The organism is Thiomicrorhabdus sp. Milos-T2 (genome assembly GCF_000702325.1).
Taxonomy (GTDB): Bacteria; Pseudomonadota; Gammaproteobacteria; order Thiomicrospirales; family Thiomicrospiraceae; genus Thiomicrorhabdus.
Genome location: NZ_KL370891.1, coordinates 149,276 through 163,924 on the forward strand (window position 1 = coordinate 149,276; position 14,649 = coordinate 163,924).

General features: G+C 38.5%; 11 protein-coding genes. 6 read left to right on the forward strand and 5 right to left on the reverse strand.

From position 1 onward, the window contains the following. Nucleotides 1-55 precede the first annotated feature (55 nt). A complete protein-coding gene (locus tag BS34_RS12425) occupies nucleotides 56-985 on the reverse strand; it encodes an ATP-binding protein (protein ID WP_051640599.1) in 930 nt (309 codons plus the stop codon). Nucleotides 986-1,526: 541 nt separating this feature from the next. Here BS34_RS12425 and topA point away from each other — a divergent pair. The 3 genes from topA to BS34_RS0100660 all read left to right on the forward strand — a co-directional run bounded on the left by topA (nucleotide 1,527) and on the right by BS34_RS0100660 (nucleotide 7,225). Then, nucleotides 1,527-4,061: a type I DNA topoisomerase gene (topA, locus tag BS34_RS0100650; protein ID WP_029406632.1), complete on the forward strand. Its 2,535-nt coding sequence runs from the start codon at nucleotides 1,527-1,529 to the stop codon at nucleotides 4,059-4,061. Nucleotides 4,062-4,774: 713 nt separating this feature from the next. After that, entirely contained in the window at nucleotides 4,775-6,538 is a 1,764-nt protein-coding gene (argS, locus tag BS34_RS0100655) for an arginine--tRNA ligase (RefSeq protein WP_029406633.1), read from the forward strand. After that, nucleotides 6,539-7,225: an SPOR domain-containing protein gene (locus tag BS34_RS0100660; RefSeq protein WP_029406634.1), complete on the forward strand. Its 687-nt coding sequence runs from the start codon at nucleotides 6,539-6,541 to the stop codon at nucleotides 7,223-7,225. Nucleotides 7,226-7,241: 16 nt separating this feature from the next. Here BS34_RS0100660 and BS34_RS0100665 read toward each other — a convergent pair whose 3' ends face one another. After that, nucleotides 7,242-8,303 carry a GGDEF domain-containing protein gene (locus BS34_RS0100665; protein ID WP_029406635.1) on the reverse strand — a complete coding sequence of 354 codons (1,062 nt, stop codon included), beginning with the start codon at nucleotides 8,301-8,303 and terminating at the stop codon, nucleotides 7,242-7,244. Between the two features lie 183 nt (nucleotides 8,304-8,486). On the opposite strand from BS34_RS0100665, the gene BS34_RS0100670 reads away from it, so the two are divergent. The 3 genes from BS34_RS0100670 to BS34_RS0100680 are packed head-to-tail and all read left to right on the forward strand — an operon-like array spanning nucleotide 8,487 to nucleotide 10,973. Beyond that, entirely contained in the window at nucleotides 8,487-8,738 is a 252-nt protein-coding gene (locus BS34_RS0100670) for an accessory factor UbiK family protein (RefSeq protein ID WP_029406636.1), read from the forward strand. An 18-nt stretch (nucleotides 8,739-8,756) separates the two neighbouring features. Then, the gene (locus BS34_RS0100675) at nucleotides 8,757-10,286 is read left to right on the forward strand and encodes a YifB family Mg chelatase-like AAA ATPase (protein ID WP_029406637.1); all 1,530 of its coding nucleotides are present in this window, start codon (nucleotides 8,757-8,759) and stop codon (nucleotides 10,284-10,286) included. Further along, complete coding sequence (locus BS34_RS0100680; RefSeq protein WP_029406638.1) at nucleotides 10,287-10,973, forward strand: sulfite exporter TauE/SafE family protein; 687 nt, start codon at nucleotides 10,287-10,289, stop codon at nucleotides 10,971-10,973. A 157-nt stretch (nucleotides 10,974-11,130) separates the two neighbouring features. On the opposite strand, the gene BS34_RS0100685 is transcribed toward BS34_RS0100680, so the two are convergent. The 3 genes from BS34_RS0100685 to BS34_RS0100695 form a co-directional block, all read right to left on the reverse strand. Further along, the gene (locus BS34_RS0100685) at nucleotides 11,131-12,471 is read right to left on the reverse strand and encodes a TolC family outer membrane protein (RefSeq protein ID WP_051640600.1); all 1,341 of its coding nucleotides are present in this window, start codon (nucleotides 12,469-12,471) and stop codon (nucleotides 11,131-11,133) included. A gap of 67 nt (nucleotides 12,472-12,538) precedes the next feature. Next, on the reverse strand, nucleotides 12,539-13,135 hold the full coding sequence (locus BS34_RS0100690; RefSeq protein WP_051640601.1) for a response regulator transcription factor: 597 nt from the start codon (nucleotides 13,133-13,135) through the stop codon (nucleotides 12,539-12,541). Nucleotides 13,136-13,264: 129 nt separating this feature from the next. After that, nucleotides 13,265-14,647 (reverse strand): HlyD family type I secretion periplasmic adaptor subunit, encoded by a 1,383-nt coding sequence (locus BS34_RS0100695; RefSeq protein WP_038126214.1) that lies wholly within the window; start codon nucleotides 14,645-14,647, stop codon nucleotides 13,265-13,267. Nucleotides 14,648-14,649 lie beyond the last annotated feature (2 nt).

Sequence of the window (14,649 nt, forward strand, 5' to 3'; positions counted from 1 at the left end):
GTAGGGTTTTAGGGGGGGATTAATAACACTCTTGTAACGCTCTTGTGAAGAAGTTTTAATCAATATTGCAGCGACAAACGGCGGTAGAACCATTATTTTTGTATTCTAAAGAGTCGAAACTAATGCTTTTAGCTAGCATGATTCCTCGGCCATGTTTGTCCGCAGCACGATGTTCGGCATACTCTAAATAACGACTATAATTAAAACCTTCGCCATGATCAGAAATGGTTATCTCAATATATTTTGGTGTGCGCTCAAAAACTACCTGTACGTGTTTGTGTTGATTTTCAGTCAGCGCTTGACGTTTTTCAATCTCTTGTTGCAGTCTAGATTCTTTAATTAATTGGCTTTTTAGCTCGTAACCTATACCAAGGTTACCGTGCTCAATGGCATTTAACATCAACTCAAATAAACCAATCCCAATACGTTTCGGCTCCTTGATTATGTAAGCTAAAGCAGAAGATAAGGCATGGGCTTCTTCAACAGTTTTTATGAAAAAAGAGGCTTGTTGTATTAAAGGATGTGCGGTGTCAAAATTGTGAATTCGTTGTATCGCATCGCTATATTGCAAAAGATTCTTTGATGCGGTTTCGATAACCGACTGCAAAAAACGTCCACTGTATGGTTGAACTAAGTAAAAAGAAATATTCATTTCATAAGCTTTTAAAATCGCCTCTGACTCAGATGAATAAACATTAAGAATACATGGATACTGGCTAATATCATGGCTTTTTAGAAAAGCTGCGATAAGTTGAGCGTTATCTGAATCAAACAGACTTTCATCTAACAAAATAACTGTGTTATCAAACCTTGTTGATTGTAGTAATTGGTTTGCATTAGAAGGGCTTTCACAGAAAGAAATAGCAAAATGAGACGGTTTAAGATTTGCCAGCAATTGAGCTTGATGTTCATCGTTCATGCCTACTACGATGATTGCCTGGCTTGCAAGAGATGAAAGTCCGGTTTGTTTTATTGGGCTTGCCATTTGTATTCTCTAATTTTGAGACGATAAATTTGGTTGGGTTATAGATAATAAACTAAAGTATACCTAAAATAATCTTGTTTTAAATAGAGTTTTTAGTAATTGGGCGTACTTAATAAGTCTCTTTTATAATAAAACTTGAGTCAGGTCATCAATTAATACAGTCAAAATATTATTAATATAGTCAAAAATTAAATTAGTGATTGCAAATACAGAAAAAATTATGCATCTTGTAAAAAGAAGAATTTTTTTGTTTGTGTAATGGCCACGTTCTAAATTAAATTTAAAACACTAAATTTAAAACAATTAAGAGACCTTTGCACGAGAGTATGTATGAGTAAAAATGGTTAAAATCCACCTTATTTTTGTTGAAAAACTTGCGAATAGCTAGCTATTCCCTGCATTTTCCGCCGCAATAAGGTAAATTTTTCCTCATTTTTCTTTCGCACCTATCTCGTGCAAAGGTCTCAATAAAAAAATGGTCAGTTAAAGCATTAACTTTAAATTAATTAAAACAAACAAGTATGAAAGCTAGAGTAACTATATGACGAATTTGGTGATAGTGGAGTCCCCCGCTAAAGCAAAAACAATTGAAAAATATTTAGGTAAAGATTTTACTGTCCGTTCCAGTTATGGGCATATCCGTGATATTCAGAAAAAAGGTATGGGAATTGACCTTGAAAACGGCTTCTTACCTAATTATGAGATTTCGTCAGATAAGAAAAAAAATGTCACCGAACTTAAAAAACTAGCCAAGATGGCAGAAACGGTTTGGTTAGCAACGGATGAGGACCGCGAAGGGGAAGCGATAGCATGGCACCTAGCGGAAGCCCTAAATCTAGATGTAAAAACCACTAAACGAATTGTCTTTCATGAAATTACCAAGCCAGCCATTCAGGCGGCTATTGCCAAGCCGAGAACGGTAGATTTAGACTTAGTTGATGCACAGCAAGCTCGTCGTATCCTTGATCGAATTGTGGGGTTTGAGCTCTCGCCTATTTTATGGAAAAAAATTCGAACCGGGCTTTCAGCTGGTCGTGTTCAGTCGGTAGCGGTTCGTTTAATTGTTGAACGTGAAAGAGAAGTTGAAACTTATGAAGCAAATTTTGTTTTCAGAGTTCAAGGCCAATTACAGTTACTAGATGCTGCTGGAAAAGCCGTGGCGGATTTGGATGTAAAACGTACCGCAAGTTTTGCTACCGAAGATGAAGCAACCGCTTTTTTAGAAGCGGTCGCTAAAGCAAATCTTTCAGTTATCTCCTTAGAAGAAAAGCCCGCAAAACGTTCACCAAAAGCCCCTTTTACGACTTCTACATTGCAACAAGAGGCCTCTTCAAAGTTAGGTTTTTCAGTAAAGCAAACTATGATGGTTGCTCAACGTTTATATGAGTCTGGAAAGATAACTTATATGCGTACCGATTCAGTGAACCTTTCTGAATTGGCCATTGAGCAAGCTAAAACGACAATTACCTCTGACTATGGTGCAGAGTATAGTGTGCCGCGCCGATATAAAACCAAGAATGCCGATGCGCAAGAGGCTCACGAAGCGATTCGTCCAACTGATTTTGGAGTTGAGAATGTTGGTGGTGAACGAAATGAACAACGCTTATACCAACTTATTTGGCGTCGCGCAATCGCTTCGCAAATGGCTGACGCACAGTTAAAAAGAACCACGGTTGATGTCGGTATTGATCTGCTTCCAAATGATAAATTAACGGCTAAAGGTGAAGTGGTTAGTTTTGATGGTTTTCTTAAGGTCTATGATTTTGATTCTAAAGATGAAGGCGGTTTACTACCTCCAATGACCATAGGGCAAGCTTTAAATGTTAAAGAGTTAGGGGCTAAGCAAAGTTTTAGTCGTCCACCTGCTCGTTATAACGAAGCAAGTTTAGTTAGAACGTTAGAAGAGATGGGGATTGGTCGTCCATCAACCTATGCACCAACCATCGATACCGTTCAGCAACGTGGTTATGTGGTTAAAGAAGATCGAGAAGGTAAGCCTAGAGAATATCGTCAAATTCGTTTAGTTGACGGTAAGGTAAGTGCAGAGACTTTAACGGAAATGGCTGGAACTGAAAAAAACAAACTATTTCCCACCGATATAGCGGGGATTGTGACCAACTTCTTAACTAAACATTTTGGTGATGTATTGGATTATCAATTTACTGCTAAGGTTGAAGATAAGTTTGATGTTATTGCGGATGGGAAAATGCAGTGGCAGCAGATGTTGGCTGAGTTTTATAGTCAGTTTCACCCAAAAGTAGTTGCTGCTGAAGATGTTTCTAGAGAAGAGGCAGGACAAGCTCGTCCTTTAGGAAATCACCCTGAAAGTGGTAAACCTATGTTTGTTAAAATTGGTCGTTATGGCCCTTATGTGCAAGTAGGTGACGGCGAAAATGATGAAAAACCCACTTTTGCGAGCTTGATGCCCGGCCAAAAAATGGATCTATTAACATTGGATCAAGCGTTAGAGCTATTTAAACTTCCTAGAGAAGTGGGTGAAATGCCAGAAACCTTTAAAGCAACCGCCGTAGATGGATCTGAATTTGGGGTTGAAAAAGGTCAGGTTATTATCGCAAAACAAGGGCCTTTTGGTCCTTACTTAGAATATGGCACTAAACTGTACGCACCGATTAAAGGATTTGATCCATTAAGCATTACGTTGGAAGAATCTGTAGCACTGGTGAAAAATAAAATACAGGCCGATGCGGATAAAATTGTTAAAACATTTGCAGGCACGGATGTAAAAATTCTTAAAGGTCGTTGGGGGCCGTATATCACGGATGTGACAACCAAGAAAAATGCCAAAATTGCTAAGGATGAAGATGCACTAGAGCTCTCTTTAGAAGAGTGTATTAAACGTTTAGATGAAGCGCCTGAACCTAAAAAACGTGGTCGTGCTGGAGCCAAAAAAGCACCGGCAAAAAAAGCAACCGCTAAAAAGACCACCGCTAAAAAGGCGCCAGCTAAAAAAACAACCGCCAGAAAGACAACCGCTAAAAAAGCTCCAGCTAAAAAAGCGACGACTCGTAAAACTCCGGTTAAAAAATCGACCGCTAAAACGGCCGCAAAAGAATAAGGGTATATGTATTTTATGATTGATTAAACAAACCTTTTAACCACGAAGACACGAAGACACGAAAGCACGAAGATTTCTAATATCTAATACCAACTTAAATTTAACGAATAACCAAACTAAACTTAATAAATTAATCGCAGTTAAACTTTACAAATACGGAGTTTATAGGTGTGACTTAAGATTGTTAGGCTATGATTTTCGAATCACTTTTAATTGTTTTTTTAACCTTCGTGCCTCTGTGTCTTCGTGGTTAATTTTTACAATACTGGATAATCAATCATAAAATACGGATACCCAAGAATAATTAACTTTTTTCTGAGAAATTTCTCAGGATTCTAAAATTTAACCCGCGTACATGCGGGTTTTAAACTAAATTGAAACAACTCTTTCACTTTTTTCGTGCCTTTATGGCTTGTGCAACAGCCTCAAAAAAGCCTTTTTACAAACCACCAGGCCTGGTAGTTTGAAATTAAACTCGTTTAGCGTCATTAATTTAGTAAAATATCCGGTTTTATAAAGAGACCTCTGTAAGAGTCGATGACGGTATAAAAAGTCTATAATTCTTTATCCTAAACCTAATGAATCCGGGGAATAGTTCACTATTAAACGGTTTTTTTAGACTAAATCTAAAGAATTCTTTCTCTTTTTTCTTACCTCCCCGACTAGTGCTAAGGTCTGATGAAATATATCAGTTCAAGTAAAGAGACGTTCGCATGAAGCAGCAAATCGCGCAGATTTTGACCGAAGTTGTTCAAAAACTAAAGCAACAGGGTGTGATTCCTGAAGACACAAACCCACGTATCAATGTGGAAAATACCCGAGATAAATCCCATGGTGATTTTGCGACCAACTTGGCGATGATGATGACTAAGCAAGCTGGAATGCCGCCAAGAGACTTAGCACAGAAAATTGTAGAGTTAGTTTCAGATGCTCCGATTGTGCAGAAAGTTGAAATTGCAGGCCCAGGTTTTATTAACTTTTTTGTAGATGATTCCGCTAAGTTTGATGTCGTTTCAAGCGTATTTGAACAAAAGCAAGATTTTGGTAAGTGCAATGTAGGTCAGGGCCGTTCAGTGCTGGTTGAGTTTGTTTCTGCTAACCCTACGGGGCCTTTGCATGTGGGGCATGGTCGTGGTGCGGCTTATGGTGCTAGTGTTGCTAATTTACTTGAAGTAGCCGGTTTTGAGGTTGCTAAAGAGTATTATGTGAATGATGCTGGCCGTCAAATGGATATTTTAGCCACCTCCGTTTGGTTACGATATTTAGAACAATGTGGTGAAGCGTTTACCTTTCCAAGTAATGGCTATAAGGGTGATTATATCTATGCTATTTGCGAGAGTTTACAAGCTGAGTTTGCTACAACCCTACAAAAGCCAGTGTCTGAGGTTTTTGCCGGCGTAACTCCAGATGAAGGTCAAGAGGGTGGCGATAAAGAAAAACATATTGATGATTTGATTGTTAAAGCAAAAAATCTTTTAGGTGCGCAGCATTATGAAGCGGTTTTTAGCGCAGCAATTAATTCTATCTTGTCTGATATTAAAGAAGATTTAGCCGGTTTTAATGTGACGTTTAATGAGTGGTTCTCTGAACGTTCTTTAATGGATTCAGGTGTCATTGATGCGGCGATTGCCAAGCTACAAGAAGCGGGCAAAATCTATGAGAAAAATGGGGCTTTATGGTTTAAATCCTCTGAATATGGTGATGAAAAAGACCGTGTAGTAGTGCGTGATAATGGTATCAAAACCTATTTTGCTTCAGATATTGCCTATCACTTTAATAAGCTTGAACGTGGCTTTGATATCTTGATTGATATTTGGGGCTCAGATCACCATGGTTATGTTCCACGAGTGAAGGCAGCGATGAATGCAATGGGCACAAATTCAGAGGCCTTACAAGTTCTTTTAGTTCAATTTGCGGTGTTATATCGTGGTGGTGAGAAACTTGCCATGTCTACCCGAAGTGGTCAGTTTGTCACTCTACGTGAGCTTCGTGAAGAGGTGGGTAGTGATGCCGCACGTTTCTTCTATGTACAACGTAAGTCAGAACAGCATATGGACTTTGATTTAGATTTAGCTAAGTCTAAGTCTAATGAAAACCCAGTCTATTATATTCAGTATGCTCATGCTCGTATCTGCCGAGTACTGTCTCAGGCGGAGGCTAAGGGTTATACTCTTGATACCCAAGTGGGGCTAGCTAATTTAGATAAACTTGTTGAAGAGCAAGAAGTTCATTTAGCCACTGAATTGGCAAAATACCCGGAAATTGTTGCTCGTGCAGCAGGGGTTTATGAGCCACACCAAATTGCTTACTATTTAAAAGACCTAGCGCATGGGTTGCACTCTTACTACAATGCAAGCCAATTTATTGTTGAAGATGAAGCAACCCGTCAGGCTCGTTTAACGCTGATTTGTGCTGTGCAGCAAGTATTGCAGAATGGTTTGGCAATTATTGGTGTGTCTGCTCCAGAGAAAATGTAAATGGCACGTGATTATCGTCATGGGCACGCTAGCCAAAAACAAACCTTTCAACGGAAGTCTCAAACGGTAACCAAGCCTTCTTCTGGTGCGCGCCCGTCTGTTTCCATGATTTGGGCAGGGGGGTTCCTTGTATCTGCGATTTTATTAGTTGGTTTTTTTGTGACTCAACATTTTGTTTCACATGGAGTGCAGTCTGACAAGTCCGATAAATCTGGCGAACCGTCCATTTTTAAAGCCGCTAAAGACCTTAAGCAACAAACAGTTGAGACAGTACAAGACGTTTCTAAAAAACTACAGATTAAGCCGGTTGTTGTTGAAGCGGTTGATGTAAAGTCGAATCAAACACAATCAGAGGCTGACGAAAAACCCTCATTTAGTTTTTATGAAGGCTTGGGTAAGATGGAGGTGGTTGTTGATGCTGTACCAATATCGGTGGAGTTAAAACAACCTTACTATATTCAAGCCGGTACATTTGGCTCTGAGAGAGTGGCTAAACAGGAGCAGAAGCGTTTAGAGCGTCTTGGTCAAAAGCTTCAATTATCTGTTTTAACCACCAAGAAAAGAGTTTACTATCGATTACGCGTAGGGCCTTTTAATGATCGATTAGTGTTAAATAAAAAACGTAATGAATTAAGGCGTTTAGGGCTTGGTACATTATTAGTTAAAGCGCCAAAACAGAGTCATTAACACCTGTTTTTAACGCCTATTTTTCTTGCGTATTTTTTTCAGGAAGTTCGGTTTCTAAAACTACTCGATTTCGACCATCATTTTTTGCCTTATACAAAGATTCATCTGCACGCGCTATAAAATCGTCACTGCTTTCAATCTCTCCTTTATAGCAAGCAATACCAAAAGAAGCTGTTATGGTAGAAATGGGTTCAACTTCATTTTTACGTTTTAGGTGCGCGGCTTCGATGGTTGCACGAATTTCTTCAGCACGCTTTTGAGCTTCCTCTAATGAAGAGTTAGCAAGTAAAATAGCAAATTCTTCTCCGCCATAACGACATACCGTCTCGTTATCCCCTTTGGTTTTTTTCATAATGCTAGCAAAATACCGTAAAACACTGTCGCCAACTAAGTGACCATAATTGTCATTAAATTTTTTAAAGTGGTCAATGTCACTGATAATTAAACAGAGAGAACTTGGGTTGTCTTTTGCATCAAATAGCAGTTCTTCCATGGCATTGTTAAATGCTTTACGGTTACCTAGCTCGGTTAGCTCATCTTGCATGGCTTGGGTTCGAGCTTCAATTAACTGTTTGCGAAGTTCCTTAACTTCTAATGAGCTTTGAGTCATCTCTGCTTGAAATGCTTGGCTACTCTCTTTCATTGAGGATGCCGCATTTAAGACGTTATTAGTAATGACCTTAACTTGTGCCGCATCTAAATTGGGGTCTGATAACTGAGTGGTGCAGTCATCAAGCTCTTTGGTATGAGTTTCTAACTTGTCACTCCAGGCATTCATTTTTTTGACCATTACGTCAATTAAACGCCTAAAAGCTCGGTCAAACTCTGAGTCTGATTTGTCTTCTTCTGTAAGGTATTCATCATACAATCGTCGTCCAACACGATCATTGTAACCAAAAGGATCATTTAAAATGGCATCCATCTCTTGTCTGAATTTTGGAATGTCACCTTTAAAATACTGATACCAAACAAAATAGTTAAGAGGGGTTGGATTGATATTTTGTTCTTCAAAAGCTTCCGTTATCGTTTTAAAGATTCGTCTAGCTTTATCTGGAGTGTCTTGAATATCAATTAGCACAGTGATGATTCCTCGTTTATTAGCGCTTTTAATAATAAAATTCTACCACGAAATATATTCAGAAATAGAGGTTTAGTTTGATGTTTTGAATCAAATTTAATTGAACTTAATATAGAGAAAATAAGTATAAAGCGTTATAGTTTGGTTTTAAGTAAATCATTATAAATTTTAGAGGTTAATCTAATGTTAAATCCTTCTCAACTTGAATCGATGGCTAAAAAAATTGCTGAAATTGTTCCTGAAGGTTTTGGAGAGATGCCATCCGGTCTGCAGTCTCAGGTTAAAAGTGTATTAACGAGTGCATTTGATAAGATGGACTTAGTTTCTCGTGAAGAGTTTGATATTCAAACCGCGGTTCTGACAAAAACTCGCGCTAAGTTAGAGCAATTAGAGAAGCAGGTTGCTGAATTAGAGCAACATCTTGATCAACATTAATACTCATTTTTCATTTTAATGTTTTTAGCCTCTCTTTCTACGCGTGCTGTTTTGGGGATGGAGTCTCCTCTTGTTATGGTAGAAGTTCATGCCAGTAATGGCTTGCCGGCTTTATCTATTGTTGGTCTCCCTGAAGCCTCTGTTAAAGAGAGTAAAGACCGTGTTCGTAGCGCACTAATTAGTTCTGGCTTTAAACTCCCTCCTAAAAGAATTACGGTTAATCTTGCCCCTGCCGACTTACCTAAAACGGGAGGTCGCTATGACTTACCGATAGCATTAGGCATCTTAATTGCAACAGAACAAATATCCGTTGAAACAAGTCAATCATTTGAGTTTTTTGGAGAGCTAGCCCTAACCGGTGAGCTTAGAGGCGTTAAAGGCATTATTTCTAGCTTGTTGGCCGCTTACAAAGCCGGTAAAAAAGTCATTATCCCAACTGAGAATGATGACGAAGCGCAATTGGTTCTCCAAACCTATCCTGAATTACAAGGTACTTTGTTTGCCATCTCTAATTTAAGAGAAGCTTGTCGTGTGTTAATGAATGACTATTCTGCTGTAGAGCTTGTGAATAAAACGGACAATAAAGAAGCGCTTTATTCTGATGACTTAGCGGATGTTCAGGGGCAGTATCAAGCTAAACGAGCATTAGAAATTTGTGCAAGCGGGCATCATTCCATGATGATGGTTGGTCCGCCTGGAGCAGGGAAAAGCATGCTAGCTTCTCGTTTAGTCACCATTCTTCCTTCATTAAGTGCTCAAGAAGCGGTTGAAGTGGCAAGTATTCGATCTCTTTCTGGGCAAGCGATTACCCCCGAGACCTTTTACCAACGCCCCTATCTCCACCCTCATCATACCGCTTCGGCTGCGGCAATGGTTGGTGGGGGAACCACACCTAAACCTGGCGCTATGTCATTAGCGCATCATGGTGTTTTATTTTTAGATGAGTTACCTGAGTTTAACCGTGCGGTTTTAGAGGCATTACGTGAGCCTCTTGAAACAAAGAGTGTCAATATCTCTAGGGTGAACCAACATATTACCTATCCTGCAAATAATCTATTAATTACGGCAATGAACCCTTCACCAAGTGGGTATTTTCCCGATGATCCAAAGGGGCGTTGTAAAGATACTCCTGACCAAATTTTACGTTATCAAAAGAAAGTATCTGGTCCTTTATTAGACCGAATAGATTTACATCTGGAAATTCCGGCTGTGGATGTTTTAGATTTACAGAAAAAATCCTCTTCAGCAGAATCGAGTGCGGAGGTAAGACAAAGAGTTTCACAAGTTAGAGAGGTTCAATTGCAAAGACAAGGTTGCTTTAATTCAGAGTTACCATCAAGTGAACTGTTAAACGTTATTGAACTTGATGACATGAGCCAATCCTTAATTGAAAAGGCGGTTAATGAGCTAGGTTTATCTGCACGAGGGTATCACCGTGTGTTAAGACTTGCCAGAACTATTGCTGATATGGCATTAGCAGATAATATTCAAGCACAGCATGTCGCTGAAGCTTTAAGTTATCGAGCAACGTCTAAGGCATTTGTTTAAATGGATTCTATTTATATTACTGCTTTTATTGTTGGGGTTTTAGGTGGCGTACATTGTTTAGGTATGTGTGGTGGTGTGGTCGGTGGTTTAACCTTTAGTTTAGAGAGTAGAGTGCAAACAAGTTGGTGGAAGATGATGCCGTACCAATTACTCTATAATTTAGGTCGAATTAGCAGTTATATGATTATTGGTGCTTTGTTTGGTGCTTTTGGCGCCACATTGGGAACTTTAGCGGCTTTTCTCCCTGCGCAGCAGATGTTACAGACTGTTGCTGGATTATTTATGATTGCATTAGGGTTGTATTTGGGTGGCTGGTGGTTTGGACTTGTTAAAATTGAAAAAATTGGACAATCGGTATGGAGTAAGTTATCCCCGTATGCATCCAAATTTACTCCGGTAAAACATTATCACCAGGCCTGGTTATATGGATTGGTTTGGGGGTGGTTGCCATGTGGTTTAGTTTATAGCATGTTAATTATGGCCATGTCTGCCGGTAGCGCGGTGAATGGTGCAACGGTTATGTTGGCCTTTGGTTTAGGAACTTTACCTAATTTAATGTTAATGGGAGTGTTTGCTTTTTATTTTACTCGGTTGTCTCGAATGATATGGGTAAAACGAATTGCAGGTACGAGTGTTATGTTGATGGGCGGATGGCAACTCTATTTAGCTTATAGCGTTACGGTTTAGTTTTATATAAAGCCTTAGTATTCCTCAATACATTACTCAATACGAAAACAGCTTATATAACCGTGTCTTAAATACAAAAAAAGCCAGGTTTAAACCTAGCTTTTTGTTTTGTAGTTCAAGTTTTAGTTAACGTATTTTTAGTTAATACCTATAGCTTTTATTGATTTGAATAGTCTTCTTCAACTTGAGCGTATTTTACGTTGACTTGCAGCGTATCTAATAAGGTGCCCATGCCATCTAAAATTCGGTATTCAGCAATCATGTGTTCACTTTCGCTTTCAACCAGGGTTCTAAGCGCACTGTTATATTCATCTTCGGTATTAAGTAAATCAAGTAAAGAGCGTCTACCTAGGCTAAATTGTTTACGATAACCTGCTAAAGTTTCGTAAGTTAATTTAATATGCTGCTTAATGTAAACTAACTGCTCCCCTACATATTTACGAGCATCCCAAGCGTAACGTAAATTTTCAATAGTCTGGCGTCTGGTATTGTTACGAATTTCGGCAGATTGTTGAACGGCTGCTGCCGTTCTGTCTCGGTTAGCTGAATCTTTACCGCCGTTGTATAGGTTATATCTCAAACGAAGCATCGCTTGAAGGTTTTCATCTGTACCTTCAATACCGTTAATGTCTTCATCCCAGCGTTTTTCAATTTCAATATCAACACGAGGATAGTATGGACTTTTAGCACTTCTGTGTTGAGCCTGTGCTTCAGCAATGTCGGCATTGGCTGAACGTAAAGTTGGGTGCTTTAACAGAGCAATTTCCGTTGCTTCTTGAAGTGTTTCTGGAAATTGAAATTGCATATCAGGTTTTATGAGATCATTATCAGGCATTCTCCCTAAAACTCGCTGAAAACGACTTAAGGCATCATTATAATTATTATGAGCAGCTCTTTCATTTGAGTTTGAAAGTGCTAAACGCGCTTTGGCCTGGTCTACTTCAACTTGGTTACCAATTCCAGCTTCACTTCTTTGCATAATTTGGTCAAGGATACGTTCGTGAGTTTTTTTACTCTCAGACTCTAAGCGAAGTAATTCCTGTTGTTTTAACAAATTAATGTAAGCTTCTGTCATGTCTAGAGCAACTTGACTAGCTTTAGCTTCAGCACTATAAGCTGCCGCATCCATTTTGGCTTGCTGGCGATCAATTTCATTTTCTGTTTTGAAGCCTTCAAATAAGTTCTCTTTAAGGCTAATAGAAGATTCTTTACGTGTCAGGCTAGTGCTTTTCCCAGTAGATTCCTTTTTGGTTTCTTCTAGACCAACCCCCGCAGCAATATCAACTGTTGGAAGCCAGCTACCTTCTGCGGAATCAAGTTCCGCTTTAGCACCTTGATGAATTTTTAATTGCTCTCTAAATTCAGGATTGTGAATAATGGCGTCTTCAATTGTAGGCACCAGTTCCATAGCAAAACTTGGTGTACTTAGTGTTGCCTGTAATAACGCGACGGTTATTATTTTTTTTATCCATATTGGTTTTTGGTGATGTCGTTTCATCATAATTCCTGAAAAGTAGCTGATTTATTTATTAGTGTTATCTAATATTTTGATTTAATTATCTTTTTTAAGACCAGTTTTTTATTTTTAATACTAACCCAAGACGGTCTGACACTTCAAGTTTTTCAAACACATTGTGTAAGTGTGCTTTTACCGTACGTTCAGTAATCTCAAGGGTCTGGGCAATTTGTTTGTTGCTTTTACTTTGTAAAACAAGCTCTGTGGTTTCTTGTTCTCTTTCAGTCAAATGTAATTTCCAATCATCATTAGATTGATTGTGTATCACTAAAGACTGAATCATCGCTTGCATCACACTTTGGCCAAGCCAAACACTTCCGGCATTAATCGTTTCTAGGGCTTGCTCAATACGCTCAACGGAAGAGAATGTATTTAAATACCCTTTAATTCCACTCTGAAAGAGTTGCAATCCCTCTAAATCATTGGGTTTATTCGCAAAGGCGACGACATCAAACTGTTTTGCAATTTTGATAATCATTTCAATGGGCGAAGAGGGGGATATTTGAATAAGGACCATGTGAGAGCTTGGGTCAAAGCGATTCCCTAGATCATCTAAATCATAAAGTACTTTTGCATCTGTACCGCAGGCATTTAACCAGTTTTTCAATGCATTTGGATCTTGTACAAATATTAATGGTCGTTTCATTCTTGTTCAGAAACCTTTTGTTATAAATTCAATAAACTTAATAGCCATTAGGAATTTATCCTTATTATGCTGCAAACTCAGGAAGTCTGTAACTTTATTGTTGAAAAAGTTGTTATTGTTAATTAAGTTTTATGACTCTCTTAAGGCGGTATCTTTTGCTTTAATAATAGGCTTAAGTAAATAGTCTAGTACGGTATGTTTTCCGACAATAATATCAACCGAACTCGTCATTCCAGGAAGTAGGTATAAAGGTTTTTCTTTAGTCCCTAAATGGTTTTTATCTGTTTTTATGCGTGCGATGTAAAAGCTATTCCCTTCCTCATCCGTAATAGTATCGGCCGAGATTCGGTCAACTGTACCTTCTAAACCACCATAAATTGCAAAATCGTATGCAGTAAATTTTACTTTTGCTTTTAAGCCTTGGTAAACAAAACCTATATCAGAAGGTAATATTTTAGTTTCTAAAACTAATGAATCATCTTCAGGAACAATTTCTACAATATCACTACCTGGTTGTACAACGCCACCGATGGTGTTTACAAACATTTGTTTAACTGTACCGTTTACGGGTGATTTTATATCAGTTCTTTCAACTCTGTCCTGTAAAGCTTCTTTGGATTTTATAAGTTGCTCTTTTTCTGCTAAAACATCAAGTAGTTTCTCGTGGGAGTCATTGGCAAAGGTTTCTTTAGAATCGTCTCTTTTTGAACGAGCTTCTGTAATGGAAGATTTTAGTTTGGGTATTGAAAATTGAACGCCTTTTAATTTTGATAAGGCATCGTTCTCTTCGCGTTGCAATTTTAATAAATCAACTTGGGATGCAATACCTTGTTTAACCAATGGCTTTAAGAAGCTAACTTGTTTTTTCAAGAGGTTTAATGACCGAGTTAATTGTGATTTTTGACTATACGCATCTTTTAGTTCTAGTTTTTTCTGTTCGATTTGCTCAACTAGAATGCTGTCACTGGTAAGGAGTTGCTTCTGATGAGCTTGGTATAAACGATATTCGCGATCATATAGTTTTTGAATTTGAGGATCAGAAATTTTCTTTTTATTCACAATAAAGGGTTTACCAAACGCTTCAGCAGCTAAACGCTGAGCTTTGGCGGTAAGTTCGGCTTCTTTAAGCTCACTTTCACCATAAGAACTGGCAAACTGAGTGTTATCTAACTTGAGTAAGATTTGACCTTTTTTGACTTTATCCCCAGAGTGAATAAATAGCTTTTCTACAATTCCACCTTCTAGGTTTTGAATAATTTGAATTTGTGAGGAGGGAACGACTTTTCCTTCTCCACGAACAATTTTATCTAATTCGGCGTAGTTCGCCCATACAATTAACCATACAGCCACCAGTAAAATCACCCAAACAACCAGCTGAGATTTTACGGTAGGCTTTTCTAGCGCCGCTTGGCTTAAACTAGACATATAGGCAATATCCTGTTCTAGAATACGCTCTTTACGAGATGTCGTTTCAGCCTTGGGTATTAGATTGTCTTTATCCTGATCAGTCATAA

What these genes read in the sequence shown, in the direction of transcription:
- BS34_RS0100685 (WP_051640600.1), bottom strand. Translation starts at nt 12,471, where the DNA reads ATGAAACGACATCACCAAAAACCAATATGGATAAAAAAAATAATAACC.
- BS34_RS12425 (WP_051640599.1), bottom strand. Translation starts at nt 985, where the DNA reads ATGGCAAGCCCAATAAAACAAACCGGACTTTCATCTCTTGCAAGCCAG.
- BS34_RS0100675 (WP_029406637.1), top strand. Translation starts at nt 8,757, where the DNA reads ATGTTTTTAGCCTCTCTTTCTACGCGTGCTGTTTTGGGGATGGAGTCT.
- BS34_RS0100680 (WP_029406638.1), top strand. Translation starts at nt 10,287, where the DNA reads ATGGATTCTATTTATATTACTGCTTTTATTGTTGGGGTTTTAGGTGGC.
- BS34_RS0100660 (WP_029406634.1), top strand. Translation starts at nt 6,539, where the DNA reads ATGGCACGTGATTATCGTCATGGGCACGCTAGCCAAAAACAAACCTTT.
- BS34_RS0100690 (WP_051640601.1), bottom strand. Translation starts at nt 13,135, where the DNA reads ATGAAACGACCATTAATATTTGTACAAGATCCAAATGCATTGAAAAAC.
- argS (WP_029406633.1), top strand. Translation starts at nt 4,775, where the DNA reads ATGAAGCAGCAAATCGCGCAGATTTTGACCGAAGTTGTTCAAAAACTA.
- BS34_RS0100695 (WP_038126214.1), bottom strand. Translation starts at nt 14,647, where the DNA reads ATGACTGATCAGGATAAAGACAATCTAATACCCAAGGCTGAAACGACA.
- topA (WP_029406632.1), top strand. Translation starts at nt 1,527, where the DNA reads ATGACGAATTTGGTGATAGTGGAGTCCCCCGCTAAAGCAAAAACAATT.
- BS34_RS0100670 (WP_029406636.1), top strand. Translation starts at nt 8,487, where the DNA reads ATGTTAAATCCTTCTCAACTTGAATCGATGGCTAAAAAAATTGCTGAA.